General features: G+C 58.5%; 22 protein-coding genes. 14 read left to right on the forward strand and 8 right to left on the reverse strand.

The genetic code is table 11. The features are described 5' to 3' along the window. The first annotated feature begins 4 nt into the window (after positions 1 to 4). Together ABRP98_RS01995 and ABRP98_RS02000 are read left to right on the forward strand one after the other, a co-directional pair. Positions 5 to 913, forward strand: a complete 909-nt coding sequence (locus tag ABRP98_RS01995) for a ribokinase (protein WP_349857178.1) — start codon at positions 5 to 7, stop codon at positions 911 to 913. A 48-nt stretch (positions 914 to 961) separates the two neighbouring features. Continuing rightward, complete coding sequence (locus ABRP98_RS02000) at positions 962 to 1,246, forward strand: hypothetical protein (protein ID WP_284852102.1); 285 nt, start codon at positions 962 to 964, stop codon at positions 1,244 to 1,246. Between the two features lie 49 nt (positions 1,247 to 1,295). Here ABRP98_RS02000 and purE read toward each other — a convergent pair whose 3' ends face one another. Next, complete coding sequence (purE, locus tag ABRP98_RS02005) at positions 1,296 to 1,796, reverse strand: 5-(carboxyamino)imidazole ribonucleotide mutase (protein ID WP_302521138.1); 501 nt, start codon at positions 1,794 to 1,796, stop codon at positions 1,296 to 1,298. Positions 1,797 to 1,820: 24 nt separating this feature from the next. Further along, complete coding sequence (locus tag ABRP98_RS02010) at positions 1,821 to 3,029, reverse strand: 5-(carboxyamino)imidazole ribonucleotide synthase (protein WP_349857179.1); 1,209 nt, start codon at positions 3,027 to 3,029, stop codon at positions 1,821 to 1,823. Between ABRP98_RS02010 and budA the strand changes: the two genes are divergently transcribed. Further along, positions 3,015 to 3,746: an acetolactate decarboxylase gene (gene budA / locus ABRP98_RS02015; protein ID WP_023025459.1), complete on the forward strand. Its 732-nt coding sequence runs from the start codon at positions 3,015 to 3,017 to the stop codon at positions 3,744 to 3,746. The two genes, ABRP98_RS02010 and budA, sit on opposite strands and share 15 nt — an antisense overlap. Here budA and ABRP98_RS02020 read toward each other — a convergent pair. Together ABRP98_RS02020 and ABRP98_RS02025 are read right to left on the reverse strand one after the other, a co-directional pair. Next, positions 3,724 to 4,164 (reverse strand): YdbT family protein, encoded by a 441-nt coding sequence (locus tag ABRP98_RS02020; protein ID WP_349857180.1) that lies wholly within the window; start codon positions 4,162 to 4,164, stop codon positions 3,724 to 3,726. The two genes, budA and ABRP98_RS02020, sit on opposite strands and share 23 nt — an antisense overlap. 132 nt (positions 4,165 to 4,296) lie before the next feature. Further along, positions 4,297 to 5,166 carry a biotin--[acetyl-CoA-carboxylase] ligase gene (locus tag ABRP98_RS02025; protein ID WP_349857181.1) on the reverse strand — a complete coding sequence of 290 codons (870 nt, stop codon included), beginning with the start codon at positions 5,164 to 5,166 and terminating at the stop codon, positions 4,297 to 4,299. 43 nt (positions 5,167 to 5,209) lie between these two features. Here ABRP98_RS02025 and ABRP98_RS02030 point away from each other — a divergent pair, with 43 nt between their 5' ends. The 6 genes from ABRP98_RS02030 to ABRP98_RS02055 all read left to right on the forward strand — a co-directional run bounded on the left by ABRP98_RS02030 (position 5,210) and on the right by ABRP98_RS02055 (position 11,271). Beyond that, positions 5,210 to 6,202 (forward strand): ABC transporter ATP-binding protein, encoded by a 993-nt coding sequence (locus ABRP98_RS02030; protein ID WP_349857182.1) that lies wholly within the window; start codon positions 5,210 to 5,212, stop codon positions 6,200 to 6,202. Positions 6,203 to 6,303: 101 nt separating this feature from the next. Beyond that, positions 6,304 to 7,560, forward strand: a complete 1,257-nt coding sequence (locus tag ABRP98_RS02035) for an ABC transporter substrate-binding protein (protein WP_349857183.1) — start codon at positions 6,304 to 6,306, stop codon at positions 7,558 to 7,560. 195 nt (positions 7,561 to 7,755) lie between these two features. Then, positions 7,756 to 8,763: a carbohydrate ABC transporter permease gene (locus ABRP98_RS02040; protein WP_502878777.1), complete on the forward strand. Its 1,008-nt coding sequence runs from the start codon at positions 7,756 to 7,758 to the stop codon at positions 8,761 to 8,763. Beyond that, positions 8,763 to 9,584: a carbohydrate ABC transporter permease gene (locus ABRP98_RS02045; RefSeq protein ID WP_349857184.1), complete on the forward strand. Its 822-nt coding sequence runs from the start codon at positions 8,763 to 8,765 to the stop codon at positions 9,582 to 9,584. The genes ABRP98_RS02040 and ABRP98_RS02045 overlap by 1 nt, the downstream gene beginning before the upstream one ends. Next, positions 9,584 to 9,769, forward strand: coding sequence for a hypothetical protein (locus ABRP98_RS02050; RefSeq protein WP_005281620.1), 186 nt, complete (start codon positions 9,584 to 9,586; stop codon positions 9,767 to 9,769). The genes ABRP98_RS02045 and ABRP98_RS02050 overlap by 1 nt, the downstream gene beginning before the upstream one ends. Continuing rightward, positions 9,766 to 11,271, forward strand: a complete 1,506-nt coding sequence (locus tag ABRP98_RS02055) for an alpha-amylase family protein (protein WP_349857186.1) — start codon at positions 9,766 to 9,768, stop codon at positions 11,269 to 11,271. The genes ABRP98_RS02050 and ABRP98_RS02055 overlap by 4 nt, the downstream gene beginning before the upstream one ends. A 292-nt stretch (positions 11,272 to 11,563) precedes the next feature. Here the strand turns inward: ABRP98_RS02055 and ABRP98_RS02060 are convergent, their stop codons facing one another. The 3 genes from ABRP98_RS02060 to ABRP98_RS02070 are packed head-to-tail and all read right to left on the reverse strand — an operon-like array spanning position 11,564 to position 14,009. Then, complete coding sequence (locus tag ABRP98_RS02060) at positions 11,564 to 12,142, reverse strand: hypothetical protein (RefSeq protein WP_284781831.1); 579 nt, start codon at positions 12,140 to 12,142, stop codon at positions 11,564 to 11,566. A gap of 3 nt (positions 12,143 to 12,145) precedes the next feature. Continuing rightward, positions 12,146 to 12,718: a hypothetical protein gene (locus ABRP98_RS02065; RefSeq protein WP_284770082.1), complete on the reverse strand. Its 573-nt coding sequence runs from the start codon at positions 12,716 to 12,718 to the stop codon at positions 12,146 to 12,148. Between the two features lie 22 nt (positions 12,719 to 12,740). Then, the gene (locus tag ABRP98_RS02070; protein ID WP_349857187.1) at positions 12,741 to 14,009 is read right to left on the reverse strand and encodes a hypothetical protein; all 1,269 of its coding nucleotides are present in this window, start codon (positions 14,007 to 14,009) and stop codon (positions 12,741 to 12,743) included. A 337-nt stretch (positions 14,010 to 14,346) separates the two neighbouring features. Between ABRP98_RS02070 and ABRP98_RS02075 the strand changes: the two genes are divergently transcribed. Genes ABRP98_RS02075 through ABRP98_RS02090 form a run of 4 tightly spaced genes read left to right on the forward strand, consistent with a single transcriptional unit; the run spans position 14,347 to position 17,057 of the window. Continuing rightward, the gene (locus ABRP98_RS02075; RefSeq protein WP_349857188.1) at positions 14,347 to 15,807 is read left to right on the forward strand and encodes an acyl-CoA carboxylase subunit beta; all 1,461 of its coding nucleotides are present in this window, start codon (positions 14,347 to 14,349) and stop codon (positions 15,805 to 15,807) included. 6 nt (positions 15,808 to 15,813) lie between these two features. Beyond that, complete coding sequence (locus ABRP98_RS02080) at positions 15,814 to 16,023, forward strand: acyl-CoA carboxylase subunit epsilon (protein WP_284628984.1); 210 nt, start codon at positions 15,814 to 15,816, stop codon at positions 16,021 to 16,023. Next, positions 16,023 to 16,610: a Maf family protein gene (locus tag ABRP98_RS02085; protein WP_349857189.1), complete on the forward strand. Its 588-nt coding sequence runs from the start codon at positions 16,023 to 16,025 to the stop codon at positions 16,608 to 16,610. Before ABRP98_RS02080 ends, ABRP98_RS02085 begins: the two co-directional genes overlap by 1 nt. A gap of 30 nt (positions 16,611 to 16,640) precedes the next feature. After that, a complete protein-coding gene (locus ABRP98_RS02090; protein ID WP_349857191.1) occupies positions 16,641 to 17,057 on the forward strand; it encodes a DUF3151 domain-containing protein in 417 nt (138 codons plus the stop codon). A gap of 532 nt (positions 17,058 to 17,589) precedes the next feature. Here ABRP98_RS02090 and ABRP98_RS02095 read toward each other — a convergent pair. Continuing rightward, positions 17,590 to 18,513, reverse strand: coding sequence for a DUF4282 domain-containing protein (locus tag ABRP98_RS02095; RefSeq protein WP_296090036.1), 924 nt, complete (start codon positions 18,511 to 18,513; stop codon positions 17,590 to 17,592). 275 nt (positions 18,514 to 18,788) lie between these two features. Here ABRP98_RS02095 and ABRP98_RS02100 point away from each other — a divergent pair, with 275 nt between their 5' ends. Beyond that, complete coding sequence (locus ABRP98_RS02100; RefSeq protein ID WP_296090038.1) at positions 18,789 to 19,652, forward strand: sulfurtransferase; 864 nt, start codon at positions 18,789 to 18,791, stop codon at positions 19,650 to 19,652. The last annotated feature ends 46 nt before the right edge of the window (positions 19,653 to 19,698 follow it).

The following is a 19,698-nucleotide window of genomic DNA, read 5'->3' on the forward strand; positions in this document are numbered from 1 at the left end:
TCCAATGAGCAAACTCACCGTCGTCGGCTCGATTAATGCTGACCTTATTGTCCATGCTGAACGCCACCCCCACCCCGGCGAAACGCTGCTGGGCTCCAGCGGCGAGATCCTCGCGGGCGGCAAGGGCGCGAACCAGGCGGTCGCCGCTGCGCAACTGGGCGCCAATGTAGCTTTCGTCGGCGCGGTTGGCTCCGATCCCTACGCCGAGCCCGCAATGCACTACATGCACAGCTCCGGCATCGATCTCAGCGCGGTGGAACAGTCCGATACCACTACCGGTTTGGCGGTCATCACCGTCTCCGCCGATGGGGAAAACACCATCGTCATCTCCCCCGGCGCGAACGCTCTTGTCGATGCCCCCTTCGTCACCGCCCGCCAATCCACCATCGCCGATGCGGACGTGGTCCTGCTCCAGGGCGAAATCCCCGCCTCCGGTTTCAAAGCCGCAGTCGATGCCGCCCAAGGACGCGTGGTCGTCAACCTCGCCCCAGTCATCGAGGTGGACCGCGACGCCCTCCTGCAGGCCGATCCCCTCATGGCCAACGAGCACGAGGCTGGCCTCATCCTTGAGCAACTGGGCCTTTCTTCCACCGGCACCCCGCGCGAGCTCGCTCACCGCCTCGTCTCCGCCGGCTTTAGATCGGTGGTGCTGACCCTCGGGGCCGAAGGCGCCTACGTAGCAACGCCCGATTCCAACACGGACATCCCCACCCCACAGATCACCGCAGTCGATACCACCGGCGCCGGCGATGCCTTTGCCGGTGCTTTTTGCACCAAGCTCCTTGAAGGCGCCACGCTTGTCGATGCCGCCACCTTCGCCGCCCGCGTCGGTGCCTTCGCCGCCACCAGCGCCGGCGCCCAGCCGTCCTATCCCACGACCTCTTCACAATTGCCAGAGGTCACGCAGAAATAGAAGCGTCCAGTTTTAAAGTCACTGCAATGGAAGGTCACATCAGCCATCATGCATAAGAGCCTTGGAAAGGATAGTAAGAATAAAGAGAGAAGCGGTAAGAGCGAGCCTAAAAAATGGAAAGCCTTTTTAATCTCGCTATTGATATTTCTGCTTGTTCCCTTACCTTTTGCTCTTTACCTTGGCGGCACTGAGTGGCTTTTCAACGACAAGGAATCGGTGCCGAAAGAATTCTGGGTTTCTTATGTACTAGGTTTCGTCGTTTTTATTGGTGGATTGCTCTGGATGCAGATCAAAGAGTGGTTCCATGACGACTCCAAGAATTCTAAACGGTAGCTGACTGGAGTCTCCCTCTCTTTCAGCCGAAAAAGAAAGGGGCTCGTCCCTACTCCCCTAGCAGCTTCGAGCGCAGGTTCTTATCCTTCTGCTCGACTTCTTCTGCCATCTTTTCTTGGTAGGCGACCATCTTGTCTTGCAGGGCGGGGTCTCCGGCGCCCAGGATGCGGGCGGCCAGCAGGCCGGCGTTCTTTGCGCCGCCAATGGAGACGGTGGCCACGGGAACGCCGCTAGGCATCTGCACGATAGAAAGCAGAGAGTCTAGGCCATCGAGGTCCTTGAGTGCGCGCGGAATGCCGATAACGGGCAGCGGCGTGGCCGCTGCAACCATGCCCGGCAGGTGGGCGGCGCCACCGGCACAGGCGATGATGGCCTTAAGGCCGCGGGAGTGCGCTCCCTTGGCGTAGGCCAGCATCTTTTCCGGGGTGCGGTGGGCGCTAACCACGCCGACCTCAAAGGGGATGCCGAAGTCCGCGAGGACTTCCGCTGCGGGTTCGACGGTGGGCCAATCCGAATCCGAGCCCATGATGATTCCTACCTGCGGTTCCATAATGTCCTTTCTAGGTTTTAAGAGTTATGCCCACGTTGCGTGCATGAGAAAGTGCGCGGCCTGGCGGGCGGCATCGCGGGTCTCATCGAGTGATGTACCAGCGACATTGACGTGGCCGATCTTGCGGCCAGCGCGGTGGTCCTTGCCGTACAGGTGAATCTTGGCGTGCGGGTAGCGTTCCATGACCTCGCGCACACGCTGCGGCATAGGCATCCTGGGATCTTCGTCCGCGCCGAGAACATTTGCCATAACGGTCACCGGGGCTAGGGCGTCCACCGCACCCAAGGGCAGGTCGAGTACGGCGCGCAGGTGCTGTTCGAACTGCGAGGTCACGCAGCCATCCTGGGTCCAGTGGCCGGTATTGTGCGGGCGCATGGCCAATTCATTAACGGAGATATCCTCGCCACGCTCACCATTGAAGGCGAAAAGCTCCACGGCTAGCACGCCGGTCACGCCGAGGGATTCGGCAATGCTTAGCCCCAGCGCAGAGGCACGTTCTGCCAGATCGGGCGAGAGATCGGGCGCGGGCGCGATGGCCTCGGCACAGATGCCGTTTGCCTGGCGGGACTGGGTAATGGGCCAGACCTTGGCTTCACCGGATGGGCGGCGCGCTACCAAGATGGACAGCTCGCGGGTCAGATCCACCTTCTCTTCGGCCATGAGCGGCGTGCCGGCATCTAATAGCTCAGCGACGAGCTCATCAAGATCGGCATCCGAAGGAAACCACACGCCCTTGCCGTCATAGCCACCGCGGCGGGCCTTGAGGCAAACGCGCCCGTCTACGGCATCGAAAAAAGCGCGGGCATCAGCAACGGATTCGATTGCGCTAAACCGCGGAACGGGCGCCCCCAGAGCGGAAAGCTTTTCGCGCATGTCCAGCTTGTCCTGGGCATAGCGCAGTGCGCTGGGCTGGGGCTGGACGTTAAAGGAGGCATCGATAAGCGCGGCGGAATGCTCATTGGGCACATGCTCATGCTCGAAGGTAACCGCATCCGCGCCGCGGGCTGCCGCGAGCAGATCCTCGTACTTGTGGTAATCGCCCACCACGATGTCCGGGGTGACCTGCGCGGTCGAAGAATCCGGGCTACCAGCAAGAATCCGCAGATGAATATCGAGTTCAGCGGCGGCAGGCTGCATCATGCGCGCCAGCTGACCATCGCCACAGACAGTTACAATAGGTTTTGAGACACTCACGCCCACAATATTAGCTTGGATACCATGTTTACCCGTCATTCGATCTTCCAGAACTCCCTCATGAGCGCCCTCCTTGATGGCATTTATGACGGCGAGATGACCATCTCTGAGCTGCTAGGAAAGGGCAATTTCGGCATCGGTACCTTTAATGGCCTCGATGGTGAAATGATCATCCTGGACGGGACCTGCTACCAACTGCGCGGCGATGGCTCCGCACGGGTTGCGGACTTGGACCAGCAAACCCCTTATGCCGTGGCCACCAACTTTGTGCCGCGCATTCTTGTCGATGCCCCACGGGGCCTGCGCCGCGACGAGCTTTCCGCCTTCATCGATGAGGTGGAACCTTCCGCCAACTACATGTACGCGGTCCGTATCACGGGCAGGTTCTCTGAGGTCACCACGCGCACCGTGGTCAAACAAACCAAGCCCTATCCCCCAATGACTAAGGCGGTCGGCGGCGATAAAGAGCTGCACTTTAGCGATGTCGAAGGCGTCATCGGTGGCTTCCGCACTCCCGTGTACGAGCGCGGGATTTCGGTGCCAGGATGCCACGTGCACTTTATCGACGCCGCGCGGCAATCCGGCGGACATGTGCTGGATTACACCGTGGATGAGGCGAAAATCGAGCTCTGCCCCGGTTCCGATCTAGAACTGCGCCTGCCGCTGACCCAAGAATTCAGCAGCGCTAACCTCGCACCGGAGGATTTAGATAAGCAATTGCACTCGACCGAGGTTAAAACCAAGGGCGATCATTAATAATCTCCGCCACCTGCTTTGACTTGGCCACGGTGGGAAAATACATGGCCCTGTCCCAGCCGTTGAGCGCAATGGAAATACCGCCGCGGCGCTTGCGGGCGCCGCGAATATCTTCCAACGGAATCGAATCGATGTGGCGGCCTTCCCGCACAATGACGCGGCGATTGGTCACGATGAACCGCTTGCGGCGAGCCTTATAAAACGGAATGAGAAAGCGCCACGTGCTCAGCCCGGTCCACAAGACGACGAGCCCGTTGCGCAGCATGGGTTCTACTCCCTGGACATCGCACCAGCCGATGGCAATCCACAGCACGCCAGTAATGAGGATGAGCTCCAGAAATGGGAAAACGAGCGCGCGAAATGGCGCGGATACATCCGCGCGCTTGACCTCGCCTTGGCCCATCTTCATCAATCCCATAGCCATGGATAGTACCAGTGCGAGACAGCGCTACTCGGACTGCGCGAACTACCACCCGACGCCTGCTGCGCGTCGCCTGCCGCGCGATACCTATCGCGCGGCGCCGATCGTGCGACATCTAACGTGCGTCGCCTATCGCGCCGGACGCAGATGCGTCACGTCACCGGCGGAGTAGTACTCGCCTGCGACGTTAATGCGGCCGTCCTCACCAATGCCCTCAACGCGGCCGATAACATCGCCAGTCGGGGTCTCCAGCCGCACCTCCTGGTCAATGGATGAGCACACCGCGCGGTAATCCTGCATAAGCTGCGGATCCTGGTTCTCCCACTGCGTAATGCGCCGGCGCAGGTTTTTCAGCACGGTAATGGCCAGCTCGGTGCGGTCGGTATCGCGGCCTTCTAAAGCCAACGAGGTGGCCTTTTCAATGGGCAATTCCTCGCGGGTGAGCGTGACATTAATACCCATGCCTACGACCACGCGCGCAGAGGGCGCCTGCCCGCCGACGGCCTTATTTACCTCGGCTTTATTGACTTCAGCTTTGTTGACCTCAGCCTTGTTCAACTCAGTCTTATTCAGTTCTGCCTTATTGACCTCAGTCTTCGGTGCGGACTTGAAGGCTTGGCCCACGGGACCGGCCTCGGCAAGGATGCCGCAGAGTTTATTGCCATCGATATGCACGTCATTCGGCCATTTCAGCACGGAGCCCTCGATGGAATCGGTCACGGCCAGGCCCGCAGCCAGCGGAAGCGTGCCCAAGTGGTCGAGAGAATCGGGCAAAAGCAGCACGGAAAAGATCACCTGGGATTCGGCTGGCGCCGTCCACGCCCGGCCGAGGCGGCCTTTGCCGGACAACTGCTCATCGGCAAGCAGCACGGTGCCATCGGTGACATTGGTGGCCTGCATCAGATCGGTATTGGTGGAACCGATCTGATCCACAAAATCGATGGTGGTGAAGTCCTCTGCCAGGGCGGTGCGGATGCGGTGCTTATCAAGTGCAGTCATAGATTCCAAGATACCGTCCGCTGGTGGTGCTAGTGTGTTGCGCATGGCAAAGGTCACTTTTGAAAAGGTAAATATCACTTACCCCGGCGCGGCGGCGCCCACAGTGAAGGAATTGGACCTAGAAATCGCGGACGGCGAGTTCCTCGTTTTGGTGGGCCCTTCTGGCTGCGGCAAGTCCACGACGCTGCGCGCGCTGGCCGGCCTTGAACCAACGTCTAGTGGCCGGATTCTCATCGATGATACGGATGTCACGGGCCTTGAACCGGGTAATCGCGATATTGCGATGGTTTTTCAAAATTATGCGCTCTACCCGCACCTTTCGGTGGAAGAAAACATGGGCTTTTCGCTCAAGCTGGCGAAGCTCCCCAAGGCTGAAATCAAGCAAAAGGTCCAGGAAGCCGCAGAGATGCTGGGGTTGAGCGAGTTCCTTAAGCGCAAGCCCAAGGACCTCTCGGGCGGTCAGCGCCAGCGCGTTGCCATGGGCCGTGCCATTGTGCGCAACCCTAAGGCCTTCCTCATGGATGAGCCGCTCTCTAACCTGGATGCGAAGCTGCGCGTGCAAACCCGTACGGAGCTTGCGAGCCTGCAGCAGCGACTTGGTACCACCACGGTCTATGTCACCCACGACCAGGTCGAGGCCATGACGCTGGGGCACCGAGTCGCGGTGCTGAAAGATGGCGAATTGCAACAGGTTGCCCCGCCGCGCGAGCTTTATGCGGAACCGGCCAACGAGTTCGTCGCCGGCTTTATTGGTTCGCCTGCAATGAATATCTTTGACCACAACGGCGAGCGCCTGGGTGTGCGCCCGGAAAACATGTACCTCAATGAAAGGGCTGAGGGACTGCGCGGCGTGGTCGACCTGGTTGAAGAGTTGGGTTCCGAATCCTTTGTCTACGCCACGGTGGGTAGCGCACGGTTCGTGGCCCGGTGTGAAGGCACCCCGCCGCAGCGCGGTGAGGAGGTTGTATTGACCTTTGATGCAAGCGCTGCACACCGCTTTGACCCAGAAACCGGGCGACGTATCTCCACCTCCTAAATTACCCCCCATTTAGAGGTGAATAATCAAAATCTATTCTGCGCGCGGTGTTTGTAAATTATTTTTAAGGAACACCCAAGCTTTCTGAAAGGTGAATTCCCATGAAGAAGTACTTCATTCGCACCACAGTCGCCACCACGGCAGTATTGGCGCTGGCAGGCTGCTCCACGTCTGACGACGGTGCAGATAACGCGGATGGCTCCGCATCCGGTTCCGGCGCTGACTCCCACGGCCCCATCACCTTTGCCATGGGCAAGAACGACACGGATAAGATCACTCCCATCATCGATAAGTGGAATGAAGAAAATCCGGATGAAAAGGTCACCCTCAAGGAGCTCGCGGGCGAGGCCGATGCCCAGCGCGAAACCCTGGTGCAGTCCCTCCAGGCTGGCAATGATGACTACGATGTCATGGCCCTCGACGTGGTCTGGACCGCGGAATTCGCCGCCAACCAGTGGCTCCAGCCGCTTAACGGTGACTTCGAGACCGATACCTCGGAGCTCTTGCCCGCCACCGTGGAATCGGCCACCTACAACGACGTGCTGTATGCGCTCCCGCAAAACACCAACGGCCAGCTCCTCTTCCGCAATACTGAGCTCGCGGACGCTACCCCGGAGAAATTCGCTGACCTCGAATCCGCCTGCAAGGCACTGGAAGACGGCAAGAATTGCCTAACCACGCAGCTCAAGCAGTACGAGGGCTTGGCTTTGAACACCGCCGGCTTCATGGAGGGCTGGGGCGGCTCGGTGCTTGACGATGACGGCAATGCCACCGTCGACTCCAAGGAAGCCCAGGAAGGCCTGCAGGCCATGGTGGATGCTTATGAAGACGAAATCATCTCCAAGGACTCCACCGCCGCCACCGAGGAAGAGACCAACATGGCCTTCACCGAAGGCAAGACCGCCTTCGCAGTGAACTGGCCCTACATGTACACCAATGCCGTAGATGCCGGCATCGACGTTGAGGTCCAAGCACCGCTGGGCAAGGACGGCGTTGGCGTGTCCACCTTGGGCGGCTACAACAACGGCATCAACATCAATTCCAAGAACAAGGGCACCGCCCTGGACTTCATGAACTTCATCATCAATGAGGAGAACCAGAAGTCCTTTGCTGAGCAGTCCTTCCCGCCGGTTCTTTCCTCCATCTACGATGATCCACAGTTGCAGGAGGAATTCCCCTACCTGCCAGCGCTGAAGGAATCCCTGGAAAACGCCGCACCACGCCCGGTATCGCCGTTCTACTCCGCCATCTCTAAGGCCATTCAGGACAACGCTTATGCAGCGCTGACCGATGGCAAGTCCGTCGAGGATGCCACCTCCGATATGAAGGCGGCCATCGATTCTGCTTCGCAGGGTTAAAGAAGCCCTCCCTGGACCTCGTATCCTACGGGCAGGGAGCATGCTGAAAAGCGAGAAATATATAGCGAACCGCTAGTACACAATTGGGTGAGGAAGGCGCATATGCCACTGCCTCACCCTTTGTGGTTTTCCCGTCCCAGTTGGGGATAGAATCTAGCGCACTAGAAATCATCTGAATCAGAAAGGCGAACTCCCGTGGTCACCACTTCGCCGACGCAACAGAAGCACCCTCGATCGAAAAAGCCCAAGCGCACCCCTAGCTCCAGCAGGTTTGCCAATTTCGGGCACCCGGCCGCGCTGATCGCCCCGGCGCTTATCGTGCTGGGCATTATCATCGGCTATCCCATCGTGCGCGCGGTCATCCTGTCTTTCCAGGGAAACCGGCAGCTCAACCCCAAAACGGGTCTCTTTGAAGAAGGCGGTTTCGCCGGCTTAGACAATTACCTGTACTGGATCAATAACCGCTGTGTGTCCGGTGCGGGTGAAATCACGACGTGCCCGCCCGGAGTTATCGCCACCGACTTTTGGCCTGCCGTAAAAATCACGCTGTTTTTCACCGTGGTCACGGTCGCCCTAGAAACCATCCTCGGCATGTTCATGGCCATCATCATGAACGGCGAGTACCGCGGCCGCGGCTTAGTGCGCGCTGCCGTGCTTATCCCCTGGGCCATTCCTACCGCCGTGACGGCCAAGCTGTGGCAGTTCATGTTCGCCCCGGACGGCATAGTCAATTCCTTGCTGGGCGCGAATATCGCCTGGACCACGGACCCGTTTTATGCGCGCTTTGCCGTCATCATCGCAGACGTGTGGAAGACCGCACCGTTTATGGCCCTGCTCATCCTGGCTGGCCTACAGATGATCCCCAAGGATGTCTACGATGCCGCCCGCGTCGATGGTGCCAACCGCATCCAAACCTTCTTCCGCATCACCCTGCCGCTAGTGCGCCCAGCCCTGATGGTGGCCGTGCTCTTCCGCACCCTGGATGCGCTGCGCATGTATGACCTTCCCGTCATCATGATTTCGAGCTCCTCTAACTCCCCTACCGCCACCATTTCCCAGCTGGTGGTGGAAGATATGCGCCAAGGTAACTTCAATTCCGCCTCGGCGCTATCCACCCTGATCTTCTTGCTCATCTTCTTCGTTGCTTTCATCCTCATTCGCTTCCTCGGCGCGGATGTCTCCGGCAGAAAGGGTGCAAAATAATGCGTAAATTCGGACACTACGCGGGCATTATCTTCATCATGTTCTGGGGCCTTGCCCCTTTTTATTGGATGGTGGTCACCGCCCTGCGCAGCCAGGAATTCACCTTTGATACCACGCCCTGGCCAACGCATATCACGCTCGATAATTTCCGCGATGCCCTCGCAACGGATAAGGGCAATGACTTCCTCGGCGCGCTGGGCAATTCGCTGTTCATCTCGCTCGCGACCACCGCGGTAGCCGTCTTAGTCGGCGTATTTACCGCCTATGCGCTCTCCCGTTATGACTTTCCCGGCAAGGGCATCGTCACCGGCATCATTTTAGCGGCCTCCATGTTCCCTGCCATCGCGCTGGTTACTCCGCTCTTCCAGCTCTTTGGCCGCTTGGAGTGGATCGGCACCTACCGCGCGATGATCATCCCAAATATCTCCTTCGCCCTGCCGCTGACGGTCTATACCCTGCTCAGCTTTTTCCGGCAGCTGCCGTGGGAGCTTGAGGAGGCTGCCCGTGTGGATGGCGCTTCACGTGCCCAGGCCTTCCGCCTCATCCTCCTGCCTCTGGCCGCACCGGCACTGTTTACCACCGCGATCATCGCCTTTATCACCACGTGGAATGAATTCATGTTGGCCAAGCAGCTGTCCACGACTGCGACCGAGCCGGTCACGGTGGCCATCGCCCGTTTCTCTGGCCCCTCGGCCTTCGAGTACCCTTATGCCGCAACCATGGCGGCTGGTGCATTGGTGACCATTCCGCTTATCATCATGGTGCTCATTTTCCAGCACCGCATCGTCGCTGGGCTTACCGCAGGAGGTGTCAAGGCCTAATGCGCCGGTCCCTGCTGTGGGATTCGATCCTCGGATTCCTCGGCTTCTTCGCGTGTCTTGCGGTCATCCAAGCCGTGGTGAACCTATTTGAAGACTCTCCCGCCGTATGGCCCGGCCTAGTGGCCGGCGCGCTGTGCGCACTGACCTACCTTGCGTGGCGGGCAAAAAGAAAGGATCTGCAATGAGCTGGTACCACAACGCCGTCTTCTATCAAGCCCTAGTGGGCTCCTTTAAGGACTCTGGCAATAACGAGGCCGAAAATAAGGGCATCGGTACGCTGCGCGGGGTCATCGACAAGCTGGATTACCTCCAGTGGTTGGGCGTGGACTGCCTCTGGCTCTCGCCGTTTTATGCCTCTCCGCTGCGCGATGACGGCTACGATATCGCCGATTATTACTCCATCCACCCCGATTACGGCACGATGGCGGATTTCGAGGAACTGGTTGAGGAATTGCACCGCCGCGATATGCGCATCATGACGGACCTGGCGCTCAACCACACCAGCTCCGACCACCCGTGGTTCCAGGCCTCGCGCTCCGATCCGGATGGCCCGTTTGGGGATTTCTACGTCTGGGGCGATGATCCCGAGCGCTACCCCGAAATCCGCGTCATCTTCACGGACGTTGAGACCTCCAACTGGACCTGGGATGAGGAGCGCCAGCAGTATTATTTCCACCGCTTCTACTCCCACCAGCCGGATCTCAATTACGATAACCCGGACGTGCAGGACGAGGTCTTTAATATCTTGTCCTTCTGGATGGACAAAGGCCTTGATGGCCTGCGCCTCGATGCCATTGCGTACCTCTTCGAGCGCGATGAGCTCGGCGGCGAATCCCTGCCGGAGACGGTGGAGTTCGTGGAAAAGATTCGCTCCTTTATGGATACCCACTATCCCGAGGCCGTCCTCATTGCGGAGGCCAACCAGCCGCCCAAGGAGACCATGGAGTTCTACGGCTCCGGAAACCGCTTCCACATGGTCTTCAACTTCCCGGTCATGCCGCGGCTGTACCAGGCGCTCGCGCTTGGCGATGCCACCCCCGTCTACGACATCCTCGACCAACTACCACCGCTGCCCGAGGGCTGCCAGTGGGGTACCTTCCTGCGCAACCACGACGAATTGACCTTGGAAATGGTTGACGATGATGTCCGTGAGCTGATGTATCAGACCTACCTGCCAGAGGAAGGCATGCGGGCGCACGTGGGCATCGCCAGGCGGCTCATGCCGTTGATGGGTGGGGACCGCCGCAAGGTGGAGCTGATGTTTTCTCTGCTGATGACCCTGCCGGGAGCGCCATTTATTTATTATGGCGATGAAATCGGCATGCTCGATGACACCTCATTGCCGGATCGTTATGCCGTTCGCACCCCCATGCAGTGGGACGATAGCGAAACCGCGGGCTTTAGCGCCCGCACCCCAGCGCGGCTACCCATCGTCGGCGGCACGTCCGTGGAATCCCAGCTCAACGATGCCACTTCCCTGCTGCACAGCGTGCGCACCATGATTGCAGAGCGCCACGCGCACCCCGACCTGGGAACGGCACCCTGCGAGCCAGTGGAAACCGGTAAGGAAAGCGTGCTCGGTTACCAGCGCGGCAACCTGTTGTGCCTGCACAATTTCAGCGACCGCTCCGTTGACCTAGGCCCCGTCGAGCTCGGGCCTTACGGATACGCCTGGTTGCCGGCCTAGAGCGGCTGTCTTTGGCCCGGCATGACCGCTGCACGGCCAGCCATGCCGGTGGATGGGCCCGCCTTGCCGGTGGATGGGCCTGCTTTTGCAATTTGTGCATCCTCCACTGCGATAACTGAGCAAACCCGGCCCTCAGATATCGCAAATCTTCCTCAAATGTTGCAGAGGACCCTGCACTTCAGAGGATGCACTTTGGAATATGCGCTTCTAATAAGGCACCGTAGCTGCCACAAAAATGAGCCCAGCTCCACACCCCATTCACAGGGTGCGGCTGGGCTCATTTTCTGATGAACTAACTCCAGTCCGGAGCGTCTTCTAAGCGCAGCTCGGAATAGCGAGCTTCAGGGACAGTGGCCGAATATGGTTTTCCTACCGTTTCCCATACTTGATCTCGGTTGCAGCGCACATCCTGGCCATCGGTATCCAGCATGGTAAAGCCCCACACCAACTTGCCTTGGGAATTTGCAGGCAAGGTGTATGGCCCAACTACCTGGTTAATCTTCCAGTGTTGTTCGCTTACATAGTTGAATCCGTAGGTCTTAGTCAGGATCTTGGCCAAATCTCCCTCTCCCTGCACGGAGCCGGAAACCTCAACGGTTTCCGTCCGCGCTTTGGATACGGTGTGTTTGACCGGCACCGGCTCAGCATTGTGGTTTGCCACGCTTGCGGCATCGGTTTGCTTGAACCAGCGGCGCTTCGCGGTGACATAGGTTGAGTTCTCCCCCGGCGTTGCGCAATGCGTGCCGGGCTTAAAGTCATCGTTCCAGCGCTGGGGCAGTTCAAAGTCTCCGCCGAAGTCAGAGGCATGGGCTACGGGAACGGCCACCAAGCTCAGCGCTGCGATTGCACTAGCGATGGTCTTCACCTTCACGGTTTAACCCCAATCGTTGTTATCACGGGTGGAGACTGCGACGTGGCGTTCCTTGGGCAGAGTTGCGGTAAATTTACCGCCATTGGCCTGCCAGGTGTGGTCGGAACCGCACACGGTCTTTTGACCCTCGAAGTCAGAGACTACCCAACCAGCCTTCAGCACGGCAGTCTTTCCCGGGGCGATATCGTATGGGCCAACCTGCTCGCCTACCTCGTAGGTCTGGCTAGAGGTGTAGCTGGAGGAGAAGGTGAAGTGAATCAGATCCAACAGCTTGAAGTCCACACCAGCAGAAACGTTCCAGGTCTTGGACTTGGTTTCCTTGATGGAGCGGGTTACGGGAAGCGGCTCGTCGTTGTAGTTGGAAACGGTCCAGGTACCGGCGGAACCGTCGAAATAGGTGCGCTTAATATCAATGGTCTGGCCGGTATCGCCAGGATTGGCGCAACGTTCACCAATCGTGGTGGGGTTTGCTGGGCCCAGGTCGCGCTGCGGCAATGCATTGGCGGCTGGGGCAGCGAATACGCCGGCGGCAACGGCTAAAGCCGCGGTGGTGGACGCAATCTTGGAAATGCGCATGAGATGTACTCCTAGCAGGTAGTTAGTAGATGGTTTGGGTGGGTACGGGCAGATCGCGGTATTCGTCAGGGGTGACGTCTACGGTGCGTGTACTGCCGTCTTTGGAAGTGATTGTGGCTTCGGCCCAGAACCCGCTCGGGGCGGTGGTCTGTTTATAGTTCGAGGTGAGGTCGTACTTGCCGGATTTTCCGCAGTGCACTTCGCGATAGTTGATACGGGTCATGATGGTGCCGTACTCCACGCGAACGCGCTCTCCGGGGGCAAGGTTTACATGTTTGAGTTCAGTACCGACCGGCATGTAGGCACGCTTGATGGCACCGACGGACTCGAGCCAGCCCTGAGGGATATCGCCCCTATTGCCTCGCCAATTGGTATATGGATCGTGCTGGGCACCAACCACGAAGTCCGTTACCGGAGCAAATTCATAGTCGCCCTGAGACCAGTTGAGGAAGTCGGTGGAATAACCGGGCTTGCGGAAGGTTGGCTTCACCGCGGTGATATCCAGCGGATACCAGGAGTTATCGTTGGCTTCGCACTTTTCGCCTTCCTTGGGCCAAGCAGGATCGCGTTGGGGTTCAGCGGCTGGTTGCATGATCTCGTCTTTGTTCGGATCAGCAATCTTTTCCAAGCTGGGTCCGGAAACCGCAGTGTAGCTACCTTCGATGGGCTTAGAATTAGTGCTGCCGGATCGAGACGGAATTTCCATTGCCAGGTCCGATACGGATCCATCGGCCTTGATGATATAGGCAAAGGCATAGCGCTCTGCTGGGCCTTTACCGCGGATGACGTTGGCGCCGGGAATGTTTTCGAGGCGGTCATCATTGCAGCCGACGAACATGGAAATAAAGTCCTTTTCCACCACGCCGTATTCCACGCGGAAGGATTCACCCGGCTTGAGTTTGACGGGCCCGAAGGTTTCTTTATCTCGCCAGCCATTGGCCATTTTTAGGCCAATATCGGATTTGGCGGTGGTGTCCCAACCAGAAGGCAACTTGGCCTTGGAGTTGGCATCAATTTCGTGATTGGTGCCGGTTTCTACCTCTGCGGTGTACGGCACCTCCTGGTCAGTGGTGTTTTTGAATTGCAAGGTTCCGTCGCTCATGTAGCGACGTCCTGTTTCAGCAAACCGCCATTCGCGTTCGGTGTTATCTCCGGCGGCGCTGCAGCTTTTATAGAGGTTGGTAATGGGATATGCCTGTGGCATCGGGGGAATATCGCGCGCATGTGCCGCGGGCGCGAGAAGTATCGCGATGGCAAGCGGCGCGACAAGTCGCAGTCCCTTTGAAATCACCAGAAGACCGTCCTTGTGGTTGTTTAAGGATACGAGAAAAATTCATGAAGACACAGCTGATATTAAGCTCTTCGTTATAGCTCCTCAACAGTTACAGCTATCTCTCTTTATGGCATTTATCGTCGTTACGGTGGGAAAACGCCCCTTACCGGTAACGAACGCTGCACCACACATTTCAACCTTACCCCCATAAAGGGGAGCTAATATTTTCTAATGCCCGGCAGATACTCCGGTCGCGCTAATGCCGCACCGATAGCGTGCCGCCACCGACACTGTGACGATGCCCAAACCGCACGATTTCCGCATCTTTGGCCTTCCACTAGTAAACTCAGCGCCTATGACTGACCTGAAGACCACCGCTGGCAAGATTGAGGACCTGGACAACAAGCTCGCCGAGTCCCGCGCGCCGTTGGGGGAAGGCGAGCCAGCCGCCCGCACTCGCGTGAATCAGCTGCTCGATGAGGGTTCCTTTGTAGAAACCGATGCACTAGCCCGCCACCGCTCCACCGACTTTGGCCGCGAGCACGATCGCCCGTACACCGATGGCATCGTGACCGGTTACGGCACGATTGATGGGCGTCGCGTGTGCATCTTCAGCCAGGATGCCACCGTCTTTGACGGCACGATGGGTGAGGTTTATGCGGAAAAGCTCACCAAGGTCTATGACCTTGCGCTGAAAACCGGCGTGCCCATCGTCGGCATCTATGATTCCACCGGCCCGCGCGTACAAGAGGGCATCGTTACGCTGGCCGGCTATGCCCGCATCCTCGCCCGCGCGACCGAGGCCTCCGGTCTGATCCCGCAGATCTCCGTGGTGGCCGGGGATACCAGCGGCATTGCGGCATTTGCACCCACGCTTGCCGATGTCCTCATTGTCACCCACGGCACCAGCCTGCACCAGGCAGCCGGCGACGTGGCCCAAGCAGAACCGGAAACCTTTGGTGGTGCCGCAGTCCACGCCCAGTCCGGTACCGCGCAGCTCAGCGCCCCGAGCGAGCAGGCAGCCCTCGCGCTAGTTCGCGACGTACTGGCTTACCTGCCGGCTAATAACCGCGCCGAGGCAACGCGCATCGATACGCGCGAGGTCGCCGAGTTTGATCTGGATTCCGTTATTCCGGATTCAGCAGCGGATGCTTATGACATGCGCGAGGTGGTCAACGCGGTCGTCGATAAGGGCTCCTTCTTTGAGCTTTCGGCCGAGGCCGCGCCCAATATCATCACAGGCTTTGCCTTCGTGGATGGCCGCGCTGTGGGCATCGTTGCCAACCAGCCGCTATCGCTTGGCGGCGCGTTGGATTCTGCCGCGGCGGAAAAGGCGGCGCGCTTTGTGCGTCTGTGCGATGCCTTTAATACCCCGATCATCGAATTCGTGGACTCGCCCGGTTTCGTTGCCACCCCGGCAGAAGAAAGGGCCGGTCTCCTGCGCCGGGCGGCGGGGTTTGCGTATGCGCAGGCGGAGGCGAGCGTCGGCAAGCTTACGGTGGTCACCCGCAAGGCCATTGGCCCGGCCTACGCGTTTATGGGGTCCAAGGATCTGGGCGCGGATTTGGTCTATGCCTGGCCGACCGCGGAAATCGCCGTCGCCGAGGCGGCCCAGACCTCGCTGGCCATCTACGGCGATGCGGACAAGCAGGAAGAAATGGACGAGCTCTTCTTGCACCCCTACGCCGCCGCCGAGCGCGGGCTGGCCGATAATGTCATCGAGCCTTCCGCTACACGCCACTACCTGGTTGAAGGTCTGCGCCTACTAGAGCGCAAGGTCGTGGCACAGGTACCAAAGAAGCACGGAACTGTTTAGGAAAAGATGTCTGAACCCGAAATCAAAGTCCTGAAGGGAAACCCCACGGAAGAAGAGCGCGCCGCGCTATCGACGGTGCTCAAGCAGATGCAAAAGGACCATTCCGGCGCCTTTGGGGATCGCAACCACTGGGGCAGGCCCGGTGAGCGTTTCGACCACTACGGCGCGCAGCGCGTTTTTAATCCATCTGCCTTCCACACCGTGCGGTATTACTAATGCGCCTCATTCTGGCCTCGCAATCGCCTTCGCGCGCCGCCATCCTGCGCGGGGCCGGGGTGGAACCGGTGCTCGAGCCCGCCGATATTGACGAGCGCGCCCTGGAAAACCAGTTGGCGGGGCACTCGCCTGCCGATACCGTGGCGGCACTGGCCTCCGCCAAGGCCGAGAAGGTAGCCACCCAGTACCCCGACGAGCCGGTTATCGGCGGCGATTCCATGCTGCTATTGGATGGCCACTTGCAGGGCAAACCGCACACCGTCGAAGCCACCATCGAGCGTTGGCACCAACAAGCAGGCCGCACCGCGCAACTGCTTACCGGCCATTGCCTGATTTTTGGCACGCAGCGCCACGTGGAAACCTCCACCACGACCATCCGCTTCGCAGAGGCTTCTGCCACCGATATTGAGGCCTACGCCCGCACCGGCGAGCCTTTAGAATGCGCGGGCGCGTTTACCTTGGAGGCCATGGGTGGCTGGTTTATCGATAGTATCGACGGCGATCCCTCCTCTGTCATTGGGCTGTCCCTACCGGTGGTGCGCCGCGCGCTCTACTCTTTTGGGCTTAACGTTTCTGATTTCTGGTAGGCCCGCACGAGCATCGCTAGAGTGTGTCTTATGGAAATGAAAGACATGCTTGCCCCAGAACCTATTAAGTTGCCCGCCGATCCCGGCGCCAAGGACGCGGCCGCACCTGCCGCCGGCATCGTAGACCACCCGGATTCCCCGTTGCTGTGGGCCATGCTCGCGGAGCAGGAGCTCGCCAAGCTCGAGGGCGCAGACCCCAACGAGTTCATCACCGCTTATGCCTACGCCCGCACCGGCTACCACCGCAGCTTAGACCGCCTGCGCGGCAACGGCTGGAAGGGCTGGGGCCCGGTCCCCTTCTCCCACGAGCCCAACCAGGGTGTGCTGCGCGCGATTGCTGCCCTCGGACGCGCCGCCAAGGCCATCGGTGAGGATGATGAATACGACCGCATCCGCCAGATGCTTTCCGATGCCGACCCCGATAGCGTCGCCCAGCTGCTCGACTAGGACCAGTAAAAATACTAAAGGCTAGTTAGCACTGCCGTTGCACTGCTAACGCTCCTCGTTGCGGCGCTGCCACTTAGGCTGGCAGCGTGTGACGCGGATGACGAGTAGCCCCACCAGTATCGACCAAACCCGAATTTTCCCAACACACCTGAAGCCTCGGGACACAACCACACGGGGACCGAAAAGCCCACCGACGAAGCCACCAAATTCGATCCAGGTTCCAAGGCCAGCCGCGTCTCAGACGATGCGGCCGCCTTCACGTGGACAGAGCGCTCGATTACTACGTCCGCGGGGATCACCGCGCATCACACCGTGCGCCTTCAGGCTGATGGTGACTCGGCGGAACCTGTCTCAGGCGATATTGACCTATCCAATGATTTCTTGTACGAGCATTTGACGTTCGTGCTCAGTTCTTATGCCTAGGCCATAGGATTTGCCGTATTCCATTCGTCTTCGCACGCCACATAATAAGGACTCCGCGGATTGCCGCGGGGTCCTTATTGATAGGAGTTTCAGGCACAATCCTTAGCACCTAGTTTTTATCCAAAGACTGCTTATCCAATAAGTCTCCGGTGTTTTGCGCTGTGCGGACGTTTGCCACCAAAGCTTCCAAGATGAGCCTTATAACCACCATTTTAATATAGAAGAGCACGGTAGCTAGTAGGACCAAGACGATAAATCCGATAAAGCTGAGGAGAACATAACCAAATTCGCCGTCCGAAATTCCATTTATACCGACGATAGTTCCTAGGCTAAACGCCCCAAGAACATTGAGAGCCCAGCAAATTCCGCATATCACCATAGCGACCATGTAGATCGCCTTCACATGGGTCAGGGTTATGAAATCTTTAAATTCAAATTCCCAAATCCCCCCTAAGAGGCCATTTTTGCCACCCAGGCTCTTTATCGCTGCCCCGAATCCACGCTTGTTCTGTCCAGCTGCTCGCCCATAGCTTTGAGGGGCCTCTGTGCCCTGCGGGGCTTGACCATAATTTGGTTGAGAACCTGCCTGCGGGTTGTACCCACCTGCAGCCGATTCCTCATGTGATTGTTGTCCCGTGCCCCACCCAGCGTCTGGCCCAGCATCGTTAGCAGGCCGGTGGTTATTTTCTGCGGAGTTTGCGGACGAGGGCTCCGAACCAGCAGCAGATTTGTAGTCGTGCGATGCGGACTCTGCACCTGCTGCGGACGATTGAGAATCCTGGGGGCCGGGCTTGTCCGAACCAGCATCTGCAGGCTGGTCGCTGCCAGGCGTTGAAGCCGCATCCTCAGCAGACGTATCAGGTTCTTTGGTCTCCTGAGCACGGGGCTCCTGTCCACCATTTTTCTGCGCCTGCTCGTCCTGTGATTCAGGAACGGAAGATTCAGGAGTTTCAGCGTTCTGACGGGGTTGTTCCGAAAAATCACGGGGCGTAAAGCTTTGAGGGGAGTCAGAAATGCGGTCGTTTTCAGCCATTATCTGGTCCTTTTAGTTGTAGTCAGGGTAGGTAGGAAAGTGTCCCACGACACTGACTCGTGGGGCCACTAAGCAGGTTACAGTGTCAACCCAAAATTTATCCATCTCCGAGGCGGCTCACCCCATCGCAGCGTCACGGCTCCTACCGGTCAATTCATTCCAAACGAATTATGTAGGGAAAACCACTTTCACTACTCCAAAGTGATAAATCGGGAAAATTCGAGTTAAAGTGGTGGGAGCGAAAAATATAGTTTTATTAGAAAGGTAGGCGGGCAGTGGCAGAAGTAGACCCCTATCCCCCATTCCAGCAATATGCGCACCCAGAGCGGCTTGTCTCCGCTCCGTGGCTGTCCGCGCGCCTGGGCATTAAAGGGTTACGCGTCATCGAGGTCGATGAAGACTCCCTTTTGTACGATATCGGACACATTCCCACGGCGACGCGGATCAATTTCCGTACTGAGCTGTTGAGCTCGCTGACGCGTGACTTTATCAACGGTGAGGAATTTACCCGCTTGATGCGGGAAAAGGGCATCCACGAGGATGATACCGTTGTCCTTTACGGCGATAAGTCCAATTGGTGGGCGGCCTACGCACTGTGGGTGTTTACTCTCTTCGGCCACAAGGACGTTCGCCTCCTCGATGGCGGGCGCGATGCGTGGATGTCAGAAGAGCGCGATACCTCCTTCATGGTCCCAGAATTCCCCGAGTCCGACTATCCCGAGGTAACCCGAGACGATTCCCTCCTGCGCGCCTTTGTCGCCGACGTACGCGAAGCAACCGGCTCCCTGGTTGATACCCGGCCGCCGGAAGAATTCGCGGGTGAGGCGACGGAGTTCGACCCGAATGGAAACTCGCCTTATGGCACGACCATGTGCCACGGACACATTCCGGGCGCAATCAACTTGGAATGGGATCGCGCGACGTACCCCAACTCCTGTTTCCGCAACGTTGATGACCTGAAGGTCAACTACGGCATGCTGGAGCCTGATACCCACACCATTTTGTATTCCCATGTGGGCGCGCAGGCCGCGTTCACGTGGTTCGTGCTCACCTACCTTTTGGGCTTTAAAAAGGCGCAGGTCTACGATGGGTCATGGTCCGAGTGGGGCAACATGGTCAATATGCCGATTGAAAAGTAGATTTTCGTTGGGCTAATAAATACCCACATCACGGCGATGTGGGTTT

It is taken from the genome of Corynebacterium sp. KPL2838, assembly GCF_040225455.1.
Lineage (GTDB): Bacteria > Actinomycetota > Actinomycetes > Mycobacteriales > Mycobacteriaceae > Corynebacterium > Corynebacterium rhinophilum.